Annotated in this window: 16 protein-coding genes; 8 read left to right on the top strand and 8 right to left on the bottom strand. The window is 69.3% G+C overall.

Annotated features, from left to right (window positions below):
- Nucleotides 1-10 precede the first annotated feature (10 nt).
- From KHC23_RS08425 to KHC23_RS08395, 7 genes are all read right to left on the bottom strand, one after another.
- Nucleotides 11-2,635 (bottom strand): AAA family ATPase, encoded by a 2,625-nt coding sequence (locus KHC23_RS08425; RefSeq protein WP_213371398.1) that lies wholly within the window; start codon nt 2,633-2,635, stop codon nt 11-13.
- Nucleotides 2,632-3,771, bottom strand: coding sequence for a metallophosphoesterase family protein (locus tag KHC23_RS08420; protein ID WP_213371396.1), 1,140 nt, complete (start codon nt 3,769-3,771; stop codon nt 2,632-2,634). The genes KHC23_RS08425 and KHC23_RS08420 overlap by 4 nt, the downstream gene beginning before the upstream one ends.
- A 285-nt stretch (nt 3,772-4,056) precedes the next feature.
- A complete protein-coding gene (locus KHC23_RS08415; protein ID WP_213371394.1) occupies nt 4,057-5,571 on the bottom strand; it encodes an ABC transporter substrate-binding protein in 1,515 nt (504 codons plus the stop codon).
- A 20-nt stretch (nt 5,572-5,591) separates the two neighbouring features.
- Nucleotides 5,592-7,271, bottom strand: a complete 1,680-nt coding sequence (locus tag KHC23_RS08410) for a dipeptide ABC transporter ATP-binding protein (RefSeq protein WP_213371392.1) — start codon at nt 7,269-7,271, stop codon at nt 5,592-5,594.
- The gene (locus tag KHC23_RS08405; protein ID WP_246544468.1) at nt 7,268-8,053 is read right to left on the bottom strand and encodes an ABC transporter permease; all 786 of its coding nucleotides are present in this window, start codon (nt 8,051-8,053) and stop codon (nt 7,268-7,270) included. The genes KHC23_RS08410 and KHC23_RS08405 overlap by 4 nt, the downstream gene beginning before the upstream one ends.
- Nucleotides 8,054-8,088: 35 nt before the next feature.
- On the bottom strand, nt 8,089-9,027 hold the full coding sequence (locus KHC23_RS08400; RefSeq protein ID WP_213371388.1) for an ABC transporter permease: 939 nt from the start codon (nt 9,025-9,027) through the stop codon (nt 8,089-8,091).
- 2 nt (nt 9,028-9,029) lie between these two features.
- The gene (locus tag KHC23_RS08395; RefSeq protein ID WP_213371386.1) at nt 9,030-9,917 is read right to left on the bottom strand and encodes a proline iminopeptidase-family hydrolase; all 888 of its coding nucleotides are present in this window, start codon (nt 9,915-9,917) and stop codon (nt 9,030-9,032) included.
- A gap of 120 nt (nt 9,918-10,037) precedes the next feature.
- On the opposite strand from KHC23_RS08395, the gene KHC23_RS08390 reads away from it, so the two are divergent.
- Entirely contained in the window at nt 10,038-10,799 is a 762-nt protein-coding gene (locus tag KHC23_RS08390) for a helix-turn-helix transcriptional regulator (RefSeq protein ID WP_213371384.1), read from the top strand.
- Between the two features lie 108 nt (nt 10,800-10,907).
- Entirely contained in the window at nt 10,908-11,810 is a 903-nt protein-coding gene (locus tag KHC23_RS08385; protein ID WP_213371382.1) for a proline iminopeptidase-family hydrolase, read from the top strand.
- Between the two features lie 41 nt (nt 11,811-11,851).
- Here the strand turns inward: KHC23_RS08385 and KHC23_RS08380 are convergent, their stop codons facing one another.
- Nucleotides 11,852-12,925 carry an alanine racemase gene (locus tag KHC23_RS08380; RefSeq protein WP_213371380.1) on the bottom strand — a complete coding sequence of 358 codons (1,074 nt, stop codon included), beginning with the start codon at nt 12,923-12,925 and terminating at the stop codon, nt 11,852-11,854.
- 165 nt (nt 12,926-13,090) lie between these two features.
- Between KHC23_RS08380 and KHC23_RS08375 the strand changes: the two genes are divergently transcribed.
- From KHC23_RS08375 to KHC23_RS08350, 6 genes are all read left to right on the top strand, one after another.
- Nucleotides 13,091-13,936, top strand: coding sequence for a transporter substrate-binding protein (locus tag KHC23_RS08375; protein ID WP_213371378.1), 846 nt, complete (start codon nt 13,091-13,093; stop codon nt 13,934-13,936).
- Between the two features lie 95 nt (nt 13,937-14,031).
- Nucleotides 14,032-14,694 (top strand): amino acid ABC transporter permease, encoded by a 663-nt coding sequence (locus KHC23_RS08370; RefSeq protein ID WP_213371376.1) that lies wholly within the window; start codon nt 14,032-14,034, stop codon nt 14,692-14,694.
- 40 nt (nt 14,695-14,734) lie between these two features.
- Nucleotides 14,735-15,385, top strand: coding sequence for an amino acid ABC transporter permease (locus KHC23_RS08365; protein ID WP_213371481.1), 651 nt, complete (start codon nt 14,735-14,737; stop codon nt 15,383-15,385).
- Between the two features lie 12 nt (nt 15,386-15,397).
- Nucleotides 15,398-16,168, top strand: a complete 771-nt coding sequence (locus KHC23_RS08360; RefSeq protein ID WP_213371374.1) for an amino acid ABC transporter ATP-binding protein — start codon at nt 15,398-15,400, stop codon at nt 16,166-16,168.
- Between the two features lie 14 nt (nt 16,169-16,182).
- Entirely contained in the window at nt 16,183-16,572 is a 390-nt protein-coding gene (locus tag KHC23_RS08355) for a RidA family protein (RefSeq protein WP_213371372.1), read from the top strand.
- Between the two features lie 61 nt (nt 16,573-16,633).
- Nucleotides 16,634-17,521 (top strand): IclR family transcriptional regulator, encoded by an 888-nt coding sequence (locus KHC23_RS08350; protein WP_213371370.1) that lies wholly within the window; start codon nt 16,634-16,636, stop codon nt 17,519-17,521.
- The last annotated feature ends 72 nt before the right edge of the window (nt 17,522-17,593 follow it).

The following is a 17,593-nucleotide window of genomic DNA, read 5'->3' as shown; positions in this document are numbered from 1 at the left end:
CCCGGATCGGTCAGGGCTGCCAGTCCGTCATCGTGAGAACATGGCCGCCCAGCCTCTGGAAGGCGCGCTGGCGGCAGGAGAAGACGATGATCTGCTGGTCGCGCGACTGGCGGTGCAGCGCGTCGAACATCCGCTCGATGCGGTCGTCGTCGGAATAGACCAGCGCGTCGTCGAGGATCACCGGCGCCGGCCGCCCGTCGCGCGCCAGCAGCCGGGCGAAGGCCAGCCGGGTCAGCACCGAGAGCTGCTCGCGCATCCCCCCGCTGAGGCGCTCGACATCCTCGTCATGGCCGTTGCGGCGGAGGCTCTGGGGCAGCAGCGTCTTGTCGTCGAAGGTGATCGCGGCATCGTCGAACAGCAGGCCGAGCAAGGGCTTCAGCTCGGTCATCACCGGCTTGAGATAGAGCTCGCGCGCCTGCGAGCGGGCGGCATCGAGCGCCGAGGCCAGCCGCTGCAGCACGCGGACCTCGGCGGCGAAAGCCTCGGCGCGGGTGTTCGCTGCGGCAAGCGCCTCCCGGGCCTCGCCCCAGCTTTCCTCGACCGCCTCGTCCGAACGGGCCCGGATTTCCGCGTTGAGGCCGGCAATGGCCTCGCGCAGCGCGCTCGCCTCCTTGTCGGCGGCGTCCTCCACCGAGCGGGCGCGCCGCAGCGCCGCCTCGACGGTCTCGATATCGACGACGCCGGCGCGCAGGCCCGCCACCTGCGCCTCGGCCGCCGCACATCGCCCGGCGAGGAGGTCGAGGCGGCTCGCCAAAGCCCGCTCCCGCTCGCCGCGCGAGTCTTCCGGCCCGAGGATCGCCTCCACCTGCGCCCGCTCCGCCCTCAGCGCGGCGAGGGCGGTCTCGGCGGTGACGAAGGCCTCGTCCGCGCCGGCCCGCAGCGGCTGCACCTCGCGCAGCGCCTGCCGGGCCAGGGTCCGCCGCTCCTCGGCGCGCCCCAGCGCGGCGCGGACCTGCACCGGGTCGTCCTTCAGTTCAAGCGCCTCGGCACGGGTCGCGCCCTGCGCCGCGACCTCTTCGCGCAGCGAGGCCAGCCCCTGCGGTGCGAGCAGCGCCAGCCGGCCGCGCCATTCGCGCAGCTCGGCATCGATCTGCTGGGCCCGGAACTGGCGCTCCCGCGCGGCATCGAGCGTGTCGACGCCCATCGCCGCGAGCAGCGTCCGGCGCTTAGCCTCGGCCGCGTTCCGGCGGCCGTCGCTGCGGGCCGGGCGGTTCGCGCGCAGGGTGAGGGTGCCGATGCCGGGGATGGCCAATTGCGCCTGCCCGTCATAGCCGCGCTCCTCGCCCCCGGCGAGCGGGGTGTCGTCCATCGTCACGGCCGCGGCGGCCCCGGCCTCATAGGCGATCGCGACCGAGGGGCGGGCGGCCTCCTCCACGGCGCGCAGACGCGCGATGTCGATCTCCAGCGCCTGGAGTTCGTCGATGGTGGCCGCCGGCACGGCCGCCAGCGCCTGCCTCGCCTCGCCGTCCTCGACCGCCTGCCGGGTGGCCTCCGCCTCGCGCAGCCGCTCCGCCAGCGCCGCATGGCGCTCGCCCGCCTCGCGGGCCTTCAACGCGGCATCCAGCCGGGCGAGCAGGTCGCGCGTGTCCCGCTCGCCGGTCTCCGCCGCCTCGATCTCGGCCGTGGCCGCCTCGATCGCCGCCACCGCGGCATGGCGCCGGCCCACCGCCTCGCCGCGCGAGCGCTCGGCGCCGGAAAGCTTCTCCCCCAGCGCCTGCGCCGCTCCGAGCGCCGCCTGGAAGCGGGTGAGATCGCGTTGCGCCCCGTCGCGCAGTTCGCGGACAAGGCCGAGTTCGGCCTCGGCGACCCGCAGCGTCTCGCCCTGCGCCTTGGCGGCATCGAACGCCGCCTGCGCCGCCGCCACCGCCTGGCGCCGCGCCTGCCGCTCGTCGGGAATCTCCAGTTCGGCAAGCCGCTTCGCCGCGACGGCGCGGCGGTCCAGCGCCTCGCGCAGGGCCCTGACGTCGTCCGCCAGCCGCTGCTCCTGTGCCACGAGCCGGTCGCGCGCCTCAATGGCGGCGGCGTAGCGCCCGCCGGCCTTGGGGCGGCCGGTGGCGGTGACGAGTTCGGCCAGCGCCTCCTGCGTCGCCGCCATGATCTCGGCCATGCGCCGGCCGCCGGTAACCGCCTCCACCTCGCCCTGCACGGATTCCAGCAGGCTCGCGCGCACCTGCTTCTCGCTGTCCTCTTCCGAGCGGCTGCGCTTCTCTATGCCGGTGATGCCCTGGCGCACCCAGAGCAGGCCGGCCGGCCCCGCCGTGCCGCCCTTGATCAGGCCGGCGATGAAGTTCTCGGCCTGGTCCGCCTGCGCCACCAGCCGGCCGCTCGCCAGATCGGTGACGCGGGCGAAACGCCCGCCATAATATTGCTTGGTGATGCGGAAGCGGCCCTCGGCGGTCGCGATGTCGGCCTCCACCAGCGGGCTGCCGCCGCTATAGGGGCGCAGCTTCTGCACATCGCCCGGCGTGCCGGAATGGGACTGGAAGAACAGCGCGTGCAGCGCCTCGAAGCTGGTCGACTTGCCGAACTCGTTGGCGGCGCACAGCACGTTGACGCCGTCGCCGATGCCCTCGATGGCCACGCCGCGATTGGCGAAGCGCTTGACGTTGAACAGCCGCAGCGCCTCGATCTTCATGGCGTCACCGGGGTGTCCGAGGACGGCCGGGCGTAGGCATAAAGCCGCGCCAGCGCCGCGCTCGCCACGGCACGCTCGGCGGCGGAGAGGCTGGCATCCTGCGTCTCGGCGAGCAGCGCATTGGCTGCCTCGCGCAGCGCCCCGGCGCGGTCGATCAGGTCGAGATCGCCCGGTTCGCAGCCGGTGGCGAGTCCGGCATCGTCCAGAGTCAGCAAGGCGAAATCCGGCGCTGCGTCCTCGATCGCCCGCGCCAGCGCCGCATGTCCCTCAAGCCGGGTGCGCCCGGTCGCGACCACGCGGGCGAGGGTCTGGCGGCGGCATCGCGCCTCCGGCAGCAAGGCCGCCAGTGCCGGCACCGGATCGTCGCCCTCCAGCAGATGCAGGTCGAGTTCGCGCCAGGCGAAGCTGGCCGTGGGCAGGGCCGTCACCTGCGGCAGGGCAGCGGGGCCGGCAAGGCTCACCAGCAGCGCCTCGCCGGGGCGCTCATGCTTGAACCGGTCGGGCTCGGGGGTGCCGCAGTAGCGGGTGCGCGGATCGACCTCCACCGCGCCGTGCCAGTCGCCGAGCGCGAGATAGGCGAGGCCGGCCCGCCGCGCCCGGTCGGGCGCGATGACATCGCCCGCCACCGCGTCCTCGGAGAAGCTGCGGATCGCGCCATGGGCGAGGCCGAGGCGCGCCGTGCCCTCGGGCGTGGCCTCCGCGTCCATCCATTCGGTCAGGTCGCGGCCCGGTCGCCTTGTGGTGCAGGGGGCGGGCAGCAGCACCACGCCCGGCGCCAGTTCCATCGGGCGCGGCTCGATGGCGAGGATCACATTGTCCGGCGCCTCCGCTCTCAGCGTCGTCCAGAGCGGCGTCGCCTGGAGAGAATCATGGTTGCCGGGCAGGATGACCCAGCGCAGCGGCGCGTGGTGGCGCATCTCGGCAAGTGCCTGCCGGCGCACATCCGGCGCCGGGGTCTCGGTGTCGAAACTGTCGCCGGCGAGCAGGATGGTGCCGGCGCCCTGGTCCCGCGCGTGCTGCGCCAGCCGGCCGATCACCGCATGCCGCGCCTCGCGCAGCCGGCCCGGCAGGTCGCCTTCGAAATTGCCGAAACGCTTGCCCAGATGCAGGTCGCTCGAATGGATGAAACGGAACATGGCTGGCCGGCGATCTGAGGCGGTGAGGACGGGCGGGCGCACAGGCTCCGGCGGCGGGGCGCGCCGACGCGCCGGTGCTGCTGCTATTGCACGCTTTTCCGACCGCCGGCCACATCTTCCGCGACCTGACCCCGCCTCCGGCCGTCCGCCTCCGGCCAGACCCGCGCGTCGCCGAGGCGATGTCGGCACAGTTGTCAGGCATGGCAGCCGGGCACGGGACAGGCGACGCCGGCGCGCCAACCCTCCCGTGCCACCTCGTCTGACGCAAGCGCAGTGGCGCCTGCCTCAGTTCTTCACCGTCTCTTCAAGGAAGAAGCGGCCCAGCGGGTTCTGGTGGAAGTTCTCGATGTTCTTGCGGGTGACGTTGATATAGGGGCTGTAATAGAGGTCGATCCAGTTGACGTCGCCCTTGGCCAGCTTCTGCAGCGTGACATACATCGCCTCGCGCTTGGTCGGGTCGGTTTCCAGCCGCGCGGCTTCCACCAGCGCCTTGACCTCGTCGTTCTTGTAGCGGGTCATGTAGTTCATGTTGGTGTCGTGGCCGAGCACGAAGGTGGTCTTCTGGTCCGGGTCGAGAATGTCGTTGGTCCAGTACATGACCGAGATGTCGTAGTCGCCGTTGACCAGCATGTCCCAGCTCTGGCTGGGGTCGACCTTCTGCAGGTTGACGGTGACGCCGGCCTGGGCGAGCTGCTGCTGGATGAGGACGGCGATCTGCTCGTCGGTCTCCTTGCCGGCATTGACGATGTAGTTCAGCGTCAGGTCCGAGGCGCCGGCGTCGGCCAGCATCTTCTTGGCCTTCTCCGGGTCGTAGGGGCGCTGGAGATTGTCGGCGTAGTGGTAGAGCGAGCCCTTCGGAATGTAGGAATAGGCCACCTCGCCGAGGCCGAAGGTGGCGGCGTCGACGATCGCCTTCTTGTCGATGGCCATGTCCAGCGCCTCGCGCACCTCCTTCTTGGCCAGCGGGCCGTGCTCATGGTTGATCAGCATGTGGTCCTCGCGGGTCGAGGGATCGCTGATCACCTTCAGGTCGGGGTTGGTCTTCAGCTCGGCGACGCGCGAGAACGGCACGGTGATGGCGGCATCGACCTCGCCGGCCTGGATCTTCAGCATGCGGGTATTGTCGTCGGGAATGACCAGCCATTCCACGCCGTCGAGGCTCACCTTGTCGGCGTCCCAGTAGTTCGGGTTCTTCTTCAGGATGACGCGGTCGCCGCGGCGCCACTCGGCCAGGCTGAAGGCGCCGGAGCCGACCGGATTCTCCGCGAAGGTGTCGGCATTCGCGCCCTCGACCAGCTTCTTCGGCAGCACCGAGGCGTTGGGCAGCGCCATCATCGACAGGAACGGCACCGACTTGCTCTTGAGCTTGACCACCAGGGTCTTGGGATCGGTGGCGGTGGCGGTGTCGATGATGGTGAAGCTGTCCGACCAGAGCGAGCCCTTGTCGTCGCGGATGCGGGTCAGCGAGAAGGCGGCGTCCTCGGCGGTCACCGGCGCCCCGTCGGAGAACTTGGCGTCGCGCAGCTTGAACGTGTAGGTCAGGCCGTCATCGGAGACGGTCCAGCTCTCGGCGAGGCCGGGCACCAGCTTGGTGCCGGTGGCATCCACCCGCACCAGCACGTCGAACACGTTGGAGAACACCCAGTTGTCGACATTCTGCGCCGACTTGATCGGGTCGAAGGTGGTCGAATCCTCGTTGCGCGCGATGGTGAGCACGCCGGCGGCATGGGCAAAGCTGGTGGACAGCGAAAGGAGCGCGGCAAAAGCCGCGAGGCGGGACTTCCTGAATGCGGTTTTCATGTCGTTCTTCCTCTGGAGGGTCAGGCGGTGAGGGCGCCCGCCGGCGGCGCGTGCAGCGGCCGGTCGGGGTCGATGTCGGGGATCGCGGCGATCAGGGCGGCGGTGTAGGCCTCGCGCGGGTGTTCGAACACCTCGGCGCAGGCGCCTTCCTCGACGATCCGGCCGTGATGCATAACCACCACCCGCTCGCACAGGTGGCGCACGATGGCGAGGTCATGGGCGATGAAGACGAGGGTCAGGTCCATGGTCGCCACCAGCCGCCGGAACAGGTCGACGATCTGCGCCTGGATGGTGACGTCGAGCGCGGCGACGCATTCGTCGGCGACGATCAGCCGGGGTTCCACCGCCAGCGCCCTCGCGATGCCGGCGCGCTGGCACTGGCCGCCGCTGAGCTGGCGCGGGCGGCGCCCGGCGAGGCCGGGATCGAGTTCCACGAGGCGCAGTAACTCCTCGACCCGGGCGGGAATGGCCGCGCGCGCAACCTTGCCCTGCACCCGCAGCACCTCGGCCAGCGTCTCGCCGATGGTGAGGCGCGCATTGAGCGAGTTGAACGGGTCCTGGAACACCATGGCGGCCTGGCGCCGCATCTTGGCGAGGGTGGCGTCCCGCTTCAGCCGCAGGCTGTCGCCGTCGAAGCTGACGTGGCCGTCGGAAATCGGGGCCAGGCCGAGCATGGCGCGCGCCAGGGTCGACTTGCCCGATCCGCTCTCGCCGACGATGCCCACGGTCTCGCCCGGCATGATCCGCAGCGAAACCCCGGCGACGGCGCTGAAGCTGCGCCGCCGGCCGAACAGCCCGCCGCTCACGGGGTAGCGCACATGGAGGTCGTCGATCTCCATCAGCGGGCGGCGCGGCGGGGCCGGTGGCGCCGGCGGCTCGGTCGGTGCGGCCTCGTCCATGGACGGATGGCTGGCAATCAGCGCCTGCGTATAGGGGTGCTGCGGCCGGGCGAGGAGGTCGCGCTTGGGGCCCTGTTCCACCAGTTCCCCCTGCCGCATCACGGCGATGCGGTCGCAGGTCTGGGCAACGACGCCGAGGTCGTGGGTGATGAGGATGATGGAGAGGCCGCGCTGGTCCCGCAGGTCCATCAGCAGCTTGAGTATCTGCGCCTGGATGGTGACGTCGAGCGCGGTGGTGGGCTCATCGGCGATCAGGATATCGGGGTCGCAGGCCAGCGCCACCGCGATCATCGCGCGCTGGCGCATGCCGCCGGAGAATTCGTGGGGGTAGCTGGCGAATTGCCGCGCCGGGTCGGTGAAGCCCACCTGCGTCATGATGGCGATGGCTTCGGCCTTCGCCGCCTTGCGGCCGAGCTTGCGGTGGAACATCAGCCCCTCGGCGATCTGGTCGCCGACGCGCATGACCGGGTCGAGATGGCTCGACGGGTTCTGGAAGATCATGCCGATCTTGGCGCCGCGCAGGGCACCCATGTCGGCCTCGCTCAGGCTGAGCAGGTCGCGCCCCGCCATCACGGCGGTGCCGCCGGTAACGGCAAGCGCGCGCGAGGGAAGCAGTTGCACCAGCGAGCGGCAGAACAGGCTCTTGCCCGATCCGCTCTCGCCGACCAGGCCGAGAATCTCGCCCTTGCCGAGGTCGAGCGAGACGCGGGAGAGCAGGGCACGCTGGCCCTGCGCGCCACGGACGACGACGGTGAGGTCGCGGACGGAGAGCAGCGGTGCGCCGGGGGTGGGGGTGCTCACTCGTGGACCCCCATGATTTCGCCGAGCGCGTCGCCGATCATCGAGAAGCCGAAGGCGAGGAAGACGATGGACAGGCCGGGAAACAGCGTGATCCACCACGCCTGCGACAGGAAGGCCTGGCCTTCTGCGACCATGATGCCCCATTCGGCGGTGGGCGGCTGCACGCCGAGCCCGAGATAGGAGATCGCCGCGCCCGACAGCAGCACCAGCACCGCGTCGGACATGCAGAACACCAGCGAGCCCGCCACCGAATTGGGCAGCAGGTGGCGGAACAGCACGCGCGAGCGGGAGAAGCCGAGGCTCACTGCCGCCACCGCGTAATCGGCGTTCTTCAGCACCAGGATCTGCGCCCGGATCAGCCGCGCATAGGACACCCAGCCGACCAGCGCCATGGCGATGTAGAAGCTGGAAAGGCCCGGCCCGAGAATGGCGATGATCGAGAGCATCAGCACGAGGAACGGGAAGGCGAGGATGATGTCGATCAGCCGCATCAGCACCGCGTCGACGAGGCCGCCGAAGAAGCCGGCCAGCGCCCCGATCACCGTGCCGATGACGAGCGGGAAGAACACCCCGATCACCGCCATCTGCAGGTCCACCCGCGCGCCGTAGATGATGCGCGAGAGGATGTCGCGGCCGAAATTGTCGGTGCCGAACGGATGGGCGAGGGACGGCGCCTGCAGCCGCGCCGCCGCGTCCTGGTAGATCGGGTCGGCGGGCGCGATCAGCGGCGCGGCGAGGGCGGCCAGCGCGAACAGGCCGACGATGGCGAGCCCGGCGACCAGCGTGGGGTTGAGCGGGCGGGGGAGGGCGGGCGCGCTCACAGCTTCACCCTGGGGTCGACGAAGACGGTGGCGATGTCGGCGAGGAAGTTCACCAGCACGGTGGCGCAGGCAAACACCATGGCGACGCCCTGCACCACCATGTAGTCGCGCGAGAAGATGGCCCGCACCAGCAGTTGCCCCATGCCCGGCACGGCGAAGATGCTCTCGATCACCACCGTGCCGCCGATCAGCCAGCCGATATTGACCGCCAGCAGGTTGATCGAGGGGGCGATGGAGTTGGGCAGCACATGGCGCCAGAACACGATGTGCTCCGGCATGCCGCGGGCGCGGGCGGCGGTCGCGACATCCGATTTCAGCCAGTCGACCATGGCCGCGCGCAGCGAGCGCAGCAGCACGGTGGACAGCGACAGCGCGATGGTGAGCGAGGGCAAAGCGAGGTGGAGGAGCTTCTCGCCCAGCGTGTCGCCATAGCCGGAGACCGGAAACAGCGGAAACCTCACCGCCAGCAGCATCATCAGCATCAGCCCGAGCCAGAACGGGGGGAAGCCGATGCCGAAGGTGGAGACGATGCGGATCGCATGGTCGACCGGCCGGCCCTGGTTGCGGGCGGCGAGCGCGGCGAGCGGCACCGCGATGAGGATGGAGAGCAGCACGCTGCACAGCACCAGCGCGAAGGTCGGCTCGATGCGGGTCGCGATCAGCCGCAGCACGTCGATCTTGTAGACGATCGAGGTGCCCATCTCGCCATGGGCGAGGTTGCGCAGGAAGTAGACATATTGCAGCCACAGCGGCTCATCGAGCCCGTACTGGGCCCGGATATTGGCGATCGCGGTCGGGGTGGCGCGCGCGCCCAGCAGCACGCGGGCGGGGTCGCCCGGGATCATCCGCACCAGTATGAAGGTGATGAGGCTGACGCCGAACACCACCGGCACGAATTGCAGCGGGCGCGTGAGGATGAAGGAGTAGCGGTGCATCTCTATCGCGATACGCTGGCGAGGAAGTCGAGCAAAGGCGGGTAGTAGCCCGCCGGATTTTCGTAGAACGGCATGTGGCTGGCATTGGCCACCACATTGATGCGCGCATCCGGCAGCGCGTTGTTCATCTTCATGGCGCAGGCCGGGGTCAGTTCGTCGCGCTCGCCCACCACGACGAGGGTCGGCACGGTGATGCCAGGCAGGTCGGGAATGCGGTTCCAGTCCTTCAGATTGCCGGTATAGAGGAACTCGTTCGGCCCCTGCATGGTCATGTACGGGCCCATGTTCCAGTCGGACAGCGAGCGCTGCACCGGCGCCGGCCATTGCGCCAGCCGGCAGACGTGGCGGTAGTTCAGCAGGGTGATGGCGGCCTGGTATTCGGGATGGTCGAAACTGCCGGCCGCCTCGTGCTTCTGCATCATCGCCACCGTTTCCGGGCCGAGCGCGGCGCGCAGCTTCTCCAGTTCGCTCACCAGGTGCGGCATGTCCGCCACCGTGTCGGCGAGGATCAGGCTTTTCAGCGCCTGCGGGTAGGCGAGGGCGTAGTCGATGGCGAGCCAGCCGCCCCAGCTATGGCCGAGCAGGTGCACCTTGCCGAGGCCGAGCGCGGTGCGCACCGTCTCGGTCTCCTCGACATAGCGCCCGATGGTCCACAGCGCCGGGTCGGTCGGCCGGTCGGCGGCGCCGGTGCCGAGCTGGTCGAAGGCGACGACGCGGTAGCCATGGTCGATCAGGCAGGAATGCGCCTCGCGCAGATAGTCGCAGGGCAGGCCCGGGCCGCCATTGAGCAGCAGCACGGTTTCCTCGCCGGCGCCGAACAGATAGGCGACGACGCGGTGCGTGCCCACCATTACCTCACGCCGCTCATGCGGCTCGATCTCACGCCACATTGCTTCGGCCCGTCCCTGCTCAACAAAAAGGCATGCTCAATTCCTAGAGAAATCGGGAGTCCAAACCAGCTATAAGAAGTGATAGGTTGCACCCCGCAGACCGGAGAAGGACGCGCGGCCATGGGTGCCGACATCGGGACCATTGAGCAGCGGCTCGGCGCCGCATCCACGCTGGGCGCACGGGTCGACCTGCTGTTCGAGGCGATGGCCGATTTCGGCTTCGATGCGCTGATCTACGACTATACCCCGGCACGCTACGATCTGCATGGCGAGCAGATGCTGCCCTCGGTGCTGGAATTGCGCAATGTCGACGAGACCATGCGCGACTACTGGTTCGATCGCGGCTATTTCCGCCTCGACCCGGTGCAGAAGGTGGCGCTGGGCACCACGCGGCCCTTCGTGTGGAACTATGACCCCCGGGCCGAAACGCTGATCCGCGGCTTCATGAACGAGGACAGCGCCCCGGTGGCCGATTTCCTCGCCGCGCGGGGGCTGAGCGCCGGCGTCACCGTGCCGGTGCACATGCCGGGCGGCGACTATGCCACCGTAACCGGCATACGCTGCGGCGACGGGCGCTTCGCCGAACGCGACGCGCCGGGCTGCCTCGGTGATTTCGGCCTGCTCGCCCACCTGTTCCAGCACGCGGCGACGACCGTGCTGCGCGAGGATCGCCGGCTCGACGGGCTGCCCCGGCTGACCGCCCGCGAGCGCGAATGCCTGCGCCACGCCGCCGAGGGGCTCTCGGCCAAGGAGATTTCCCGCCTGCTCGGCCGCTCGGTGCCGACGGTGGTGATGCATCTCAACGCCGCCATGCGCAAGCTGGAGGCGAAGAACCGCACCCAGGCGGCGGTGCGCGCCGCGCGGCTGCGCCTGCTCGACTGATGCGCCGGTCCCGGCCTCTCTTCGCCTATCATTCCTTATAGCTGCCGCCTCCCGGCGCGACTGCCTATCCTCCCGGCCATCGAAGGACGGCCGCAGGAGAGAACCGGCATGAACGCGCTGGCGAGCGTGGAAGGGCGCATGCCCTTCCGGGGATACGAGACCTGGTACCGGGTGACGGGCGATCTCGACGGCGGGCGCCTGCCGCTGGTGGTGGCCCATGGCGGGCCGGGCTGCACCCATGACTATGTCGATTCCTTCAAGGGCATCGCCGCGCTCGATGGCCGCGCGGTCATCCATTACGACCAGCTCGGCAATGGCCACTCCACCCATCTGCCGGAGAAGGGTCCGGAGTTCTGGACCGTCGACCTGTTCCTGGCGGAACTCGATGCCCTGCTCGCCCATCTTGGCATTGCGCCGCGCTACGCCTTTCTCGGCCAGTCCTGGGGCGGGATGCTGGGCGCCGAGCACGCGGTGCGCCGGCCGCAGGGTCTCAAGGCCCTCATCATCGCCAATTCGCCCGCCAACATGCACACCTGGGTGGCCGAGGCCAACCGGCTGCGCCGCGAACTGCCGGCCGAGGTGCAGGCGACGCTGCTCGCCCACGAGGCCGCCGGCACGCTGACTGACCCGGACTACATCACGGCCTCGCGGGTGTTCTACGACCGGCATGTCTGCCGCGTCACGCCCTGGCCGGAGGAGGTCGCCCGCACCTTCGCGGCGATGGACGCGGACAACACCGTCTACCGCCACATGAACGGGCCGACCGAGTTCCACGTCATCGGCACGATGAAGGACTGGACCATCGAGGACCGGCTTCACGCCATCATGGCGCCGACGCTGCTGATCTCCGGCGCCCATGACGAGGCGACGCCGGAGGTGGTGCGGCCCTATGTCGAGAAGGTGCCGGGATGCCAGTGGGTGCTGTTCCCGGAGTCCAGCCACATGCCGCATGTGGAGGAGAAGGAGGCCTGCCTGCGCGCGGTGTCCGACTTCCTCGTCGGCCACGACTGACGGCAGCCACCACTGACGCGCCCGCCAGAGCCGCGCCCCCGTCAGGTGATGCAGCCGCGCGCCGGCACCGGCCAGCGTTCGAGCCGCCCGTCGTCCAGCGCGTACACCGCGTCCACCATGTTGGTGACCACGCAGGCATGGTTGGGCACGATGCGCACGGTCTCGCCGACCGCAAGCCCGATCGGCCCCTCGTTGACCAGCCGGCCGTGCTCCTCGGAGAGCTGGTCGATGGCGATGTCCGGCCGGCCGAGCACATGGCCATAGCCGCTGAGCCCGAGCAGGTCGGAGGTCAGCGTCTTTGACCCGGCATCGATGATAGCGCGGCCCGGCGCCGGCACCGAGACGACGGTGGCGAGCACGGTGAGGGCGCAGTCGTCCCAGCCGCAGACGCCGCGCTCCACCAGCGAGCGGTCATTGTAGACATAGGTGCCGGGGCGGTATTCCGTGGTCACCGGCGCCTCGGCCGCCTGCATCATCGAGGGCGTGCCGCCGGAGGTGATGACCGGCACGGCAAGGCCGCCGGCCTCGATCCGCGCCTTCGCCTCCACCATGAACGCCTCGACCGCCGCCGCGCCGCCGGCCGGGGGATAGGTCATCAGCCCGCCGAAGACGAGGCCCGGCGATGCGGCGATGACCTGTGCGAGGGCGGCCGCGCGTTCCGGCCGGTCGACCCCGCAGCGCCGGGCGCCGGTGTCGCACTCCACCAGCACGGCGAGCGGCTTCGGCTCCGGGGCGAAGGTGGCGGAGAGGCCGGCGATCACCGCCTCGCTGTCGGCCACCACCGACAGCGCGACCCGCCGTGCCAGCGCCGCGAGGCGGGCGAGCTTGCCTGCGCCGACAATGTTGTAGGTGATCAGTACGTCGCCGATCTCCGGCGCGCCGGCGACCATCGCCTCGGCCTCGGAGACCTTCTGGCAGGTGATGCCGACCGCGCCGGCCGCCAGCTGCATCCGCGCGACGGGTGGCAGCTTGTGGGTCTTGATGTGCGGGCGGACCTTCAGCCCATGCGCGTCGGCATAGGACTGGAAGCGCGCGATATTGCGCCGGACCACCGCGAGATCGACCAGCACCGCCGGCGTTTCGGGCAGGGGTGAAGGGGGCTGCGTCACAGTCATGCACATTCTCGCCAGCTCGATGGCCCGGGGCGGACGGGGTTGCGCCGTCGTCCCGATGTTTGATCTTGACAAGCTATGCGGCGCGAGGGTGAATACGTCAATCCATTAGATTGGACGTATATCCAATATATTGGACAACGCAAAACGCAACCACGGGGAACTGGCATGAGCGCGAATCTTCGCGCCGGCGTCATGGCGCTGGCTTCGATACTTCTTCTGTCCGGCGCGGCTGTCGCGCAGGATGCCGGCAGCACGCTCGACAAGGTGCTGGCGCGCGGCACGCTGGTCATGGGCACCGGCTCGACCAACGCGCCCTGGCACTTCAAGAGCGCCGACGACACGCTGCAGGGTTTCGATGTCGACATGGGCCACATCATCGCCAAGGCGCTGTTCAACGACCCCGCCAAGGTCGAGTTCGTGAACCAGTCCTCCGATGCCCGCATTCCCAACATCACCACCGGCAAGGTCGACATCACCTGCCAGTTCATGACGGTCACCGGCGCGCGCGCCCAGCAGGTCGCCTTCACCATTCCCTATTACCGTGAAGGCGTCGGCCTGATGATGAAGGCCGACGGACCCTACAAGGACTATGCCGCGCTGAAGGCGGCCGGCTCCAAGGTCACCGTCGCGGTGCTGCAGAACGTCTATGCCGAGGACCTGGTGCACGCGGCGCTGCCCGAGGCCAAGGTCGACCAGTACGACGCGCAGGATCTGATCTATCAGGCGCTGAACTCCGGCCGCGCCGAGGCGGTCGCCACCGACCAGTCGTCGATCGGCTGGTTCATGATCCAGAATCCCGGTCGCTATGTCGACGCCGGCTATGGCTGGGGTCCGCAGACCTATGCCTGCGCGGTGAAGCGCGGCGACCAGGATTGGCTCAACTTCGTCAACACCGCCCTGCACGAGGCGATGACCGGCGTCGAGTTCGACACCTATGCCAAGTCCTTCAAGACCTGGTTCGGCAAGGACCTGCCGCCGCCGCAGATCGGCTTCCCGGTCGAGTACAAGTGAGCCGGGCCGGCTTCTAGAACCGGGGGGCGGGGCGTTCGCCCGCGCCGTCCTCCGCTCTTTCGCCTGCGCCTGCGCCGGCCGTTTCGGGAAATTCCATGGGCTACACGCTCAACTTCGCTGCGGTCTGGCGCAGCTTCGATCTGCTGCTCGGCGGGCTGCTGCTCAGCCTCCAGCTGGCGGCGGTGGCGCTGGTCATCGGCGCGGCGATCGGGCTGGTGCTGGCTTTCGCGCTGGTCGGCGGCAGCGCCGTGCTGCGCCGGCCGGCCCAGCTCTACGTCACGGTGATCCGCAATCTGCCGATCCTCGTGCTGATCCTGTTCACCTATTTCGCGCTGCCCCAGCTCGGCGTGCGGCTCGACAAGATCGCGAGCTTCGTGCTGACGCTGGCGGTCTATTCCGGCGCCTATCTCGCCGAGGTGTTCCGGGCCGGGCTGCTGTCGGTGCCGCGCGGGCTGAAGGAGGCGGGGCTCGCCATCGGCCTCACGCCGATGCAGATCCGCACCTCCATCGTCATTCCGCTGATGGTCCGCAACGTGCTGCCGTCGCTGTCCTCGACGCTGATCTCGCTGTTCAAGGACACCTCGCTGGCCGCCGCCATCGCGGTGCCGGAACTCACCTTCGAGGCGCGCAAGATCAATGTCGAAACCTTCCGCGTGATCGAGGTGTGGATGGTGACGTCGGCACTTTATGTCGCCACCTGCGCGGTGCTCGCGGCGCTGATGCGCGCCGTCGAGCGGCGCCTGGCCCTACCGAAGTGAGGCGGCGGCGATGCACGACCTGCTGACGAACGACCTGCTGATGTTCGCCAACGAGCTATGGATCGCCCGCCTCGCCCTGCTGAAGGGGCTCGGCGTCACCGTCTCGATCTCGCTGCTGTCGATTCTCGCCGGCTCGGTTGCCGGCGTCGGCCTCGGGCTCGGCCTCGTCTATGGCAACCGGCTGCTGCGCCTGCTGCTGCGCGGCTACACCGACATCGTCCGCGGCACGCCGGTGCTCGTGCTGGTGCTGGCGAGCTACTACATCTTCTCCACCGTCGGGCTCGATCTCGGCCCGTTCCAGGCCGGCGTGCTGGCGCTGGCGGTGTTCTGCTCGTCCCATGTCGGGGAGATCCTGCGCGGCGCGCTGCAGGCGCTTCCCGCCGGCCAGACCGAGGCGGCGAAGGCGATCGGGCTGACCTTCGGCCAGACCTTCGCCAGCGTGCTGTGGCCGCAGGCGCTGCGGCAGATCCTGCCGACCTGGGTCAACACCGCCGCCGAGATGGTGAAGGCCTCGACCCTGCTGTCGGTGATCGGCGTCGCCGAGCTGCTGCTGCGCACGCAGGAGATCATCTCGCGCAATTTCATGAGCCTCGAATTCTATTTCTTCGCCGGCTTCCTCTACTTCCTGATCAATTTCGGCATCGAGCGGCTCGGCAAGTTCGTCGAGCGCAAGACCGCCGTGCCGTCCTGAAGGCGCTCTTCAATGACCAAGCCGCTTCTCGAAATACAGGGCCTGCGCAAGCAATACGGCGCCGTCGAGGTGCTGAAGGGCGTCGACTGCACCATGCGGCAGGGGGAGGTGATCGCCATCATCGGCTCCTCCGGCTCGGGCAAGACCACCATGCTGCGCTGCATCAACATGCTGGAGGAGTTTCAGGGCGGGCGCATCCTCATCGACGGCGATGCGATCGGCTATGACGAGATCGCCGGCGCACGCCGCCGCAAGGGCGAGAAGGAGATCGCCCGCCAGCGCGCGCTCACCGGCATGGCCTTCCAGCAATTCAACCTGTTCCCGCATATGAGCGCGGCGCAGAACGTGATGCTGGGCCTGGTCAAGGTGAAGAAGATGGGGCGCGACGAGGCGCGCGCGCTGGCCGAGGGCTGGCTCGACCGTGTCGGCCTGGCCGCCCGCGCCGACCATTATCCCGGCCAGCTCTCCGGCGGCCAGCAGCAGCGCGTCGCCATCGCCCGCGCCATCGCCATGAACCCCCGCCTCATGCTGTTCGACGAGGTGACCTCGGCGCTCGACCCCGAACTGGTGGGCGAGGTGCTGCAGGTGATCAAGGCGCTCGCCGCCGAGGGCATGAGCATGCTGCTCGTCACCCACGAGATGCGCTTCGCCTATGAGGTCGCCTCGCGCGTCATCTTCATGAACAAGGGGGTGATCGGCGAGGAGGGCGACCCCAAGGAGATGTTCGTGCGGCCGCAGACCGAGCGGCTGGTCGAGTTCCTCAAATCCTCCAGTTTCCAGTAGAAAAGCAGGTACGCATGACCATCATCCGTTACGGCGCCGGCGAAGTCGGCGCAGGCGGCCAGAAGCTGCCCTTCGCCCGCGCCACCCAGGCCAATGGCTGGCTCTACGTCTCCGGCCAGGTGGCGATGGAGAAGGGCGAGATCGTGCGCGGCGGCATTGTCGACGAGAGCCGCAAGGCGATCGAGAACATGATCGCCATTCTCCACGAAGCCGGCTATGGGATCGAGGACATCGTGCGCTGCGGCGTATGGCTCGACGACCCGCGCGACTTCTGGAGTTTCAACGGCGTCTATGCCGCGTATTTCACCGACAACCCGCCGGCCCGTGCTTGCGTACAGTCGCGCATGATGGTCGATTGCAAGGTGGAGATCGATTGCATCGCCTTCCGCGCGGACAAGATGTGATGCCGGCCGCCGTCCCGTCCGGCCTCGGGCGGGGCGGCGCAGCGCGGGCAGGGGAGTGGCAATGAGCGACAGGGAGCCGGTGCGGCAGGACGGGCTCGCCGTCAGCGGCGGCAAAGGGGCGGGCCGGGATGTCGGCAAGGACGCCGGAAAGCGTAGCCGCGGCCTCGACCGCGCTTTCGAGATCCTCGAATTCCTGCGCCGCCGCCGCCAGCCGCTGCGTCCCAACGAGATCGCCGCCGAGATGGGCGGCCCCCGCTCGTCGGTCTACGAGCTGGTCAACCTGCTGCTGCGCCACGGCATGCTGGAATATTCCGGCGGCGACGGACGGGTGTTCCTCGGCCGCCGGCTGTATTTCCTCGGCACCGCCTATTCCGCCCGGTTCGACCTGATGCGCGAGAGCGCCGCGCTGCTCCAGCGGCTCGCCGAGGAGACCCGCGAGACCGCGCAGATGTGCATGCTCGACGGCAACAAATACACCGTCGCCATGATGCGCGAGGGCCTGCGCCCGTTCCGCATCTCCTCCGATGTCGGCGAGACCGTGCCGATCCCGTGGACCGCCTCGGGGCGGCTGCTGGTCGGCCATATGAGCGACGAGGAAATCCTCGCCTTCATCCCGCCGGAGGATTTCGTGCTGCCGAACGGGCGGCTGCTGGAGCCGGCGCAGTTCATCGCCGAGGCCCGGCGCGCCGGGCAGGACGGTTTCTTCACCTTCAACAGCACGGTGGAGAATTTCACCTATTGCTTCGCCGTGCCTGTCTATCAGGCCGACAGCGCCTGCATCGCCACGCTGTGCCTGGTGACCCCGCGCGAGGACGGGCTGCGCCACCGCGACGCCTATCTCGGCCGGCTCCTCGCCGCGGCCGGCGAACTCTCCGAGCAACTCGGCTATTCCCCAGGCGGTGCCGCCCCGGCGCGGCAGGGGGCGGCCCCCGGCGGCGCGCGGCCTTGAATGCCATAGGCTGAGGCACGCCCGGCCGGGCGCCGGGGCGGAAGCCCCGGCCAAGGCTGGCTTGTCCTCTTC

Source organism: Ancylobacter dichloromethanicus (genome assembly GCF_018390645.1).
GTDB classification, from domain to species: domain Bacteria; phylum Pseudomonadota; class Alphaproteobacteria; order Rhizobiales; family Xanthobacteraceae; genus Ancylobacter; species Ancylobacter dichloromethanicus.
This window is presented reverse-complemented; position numbering and strand designations above follow the sequence as displayed.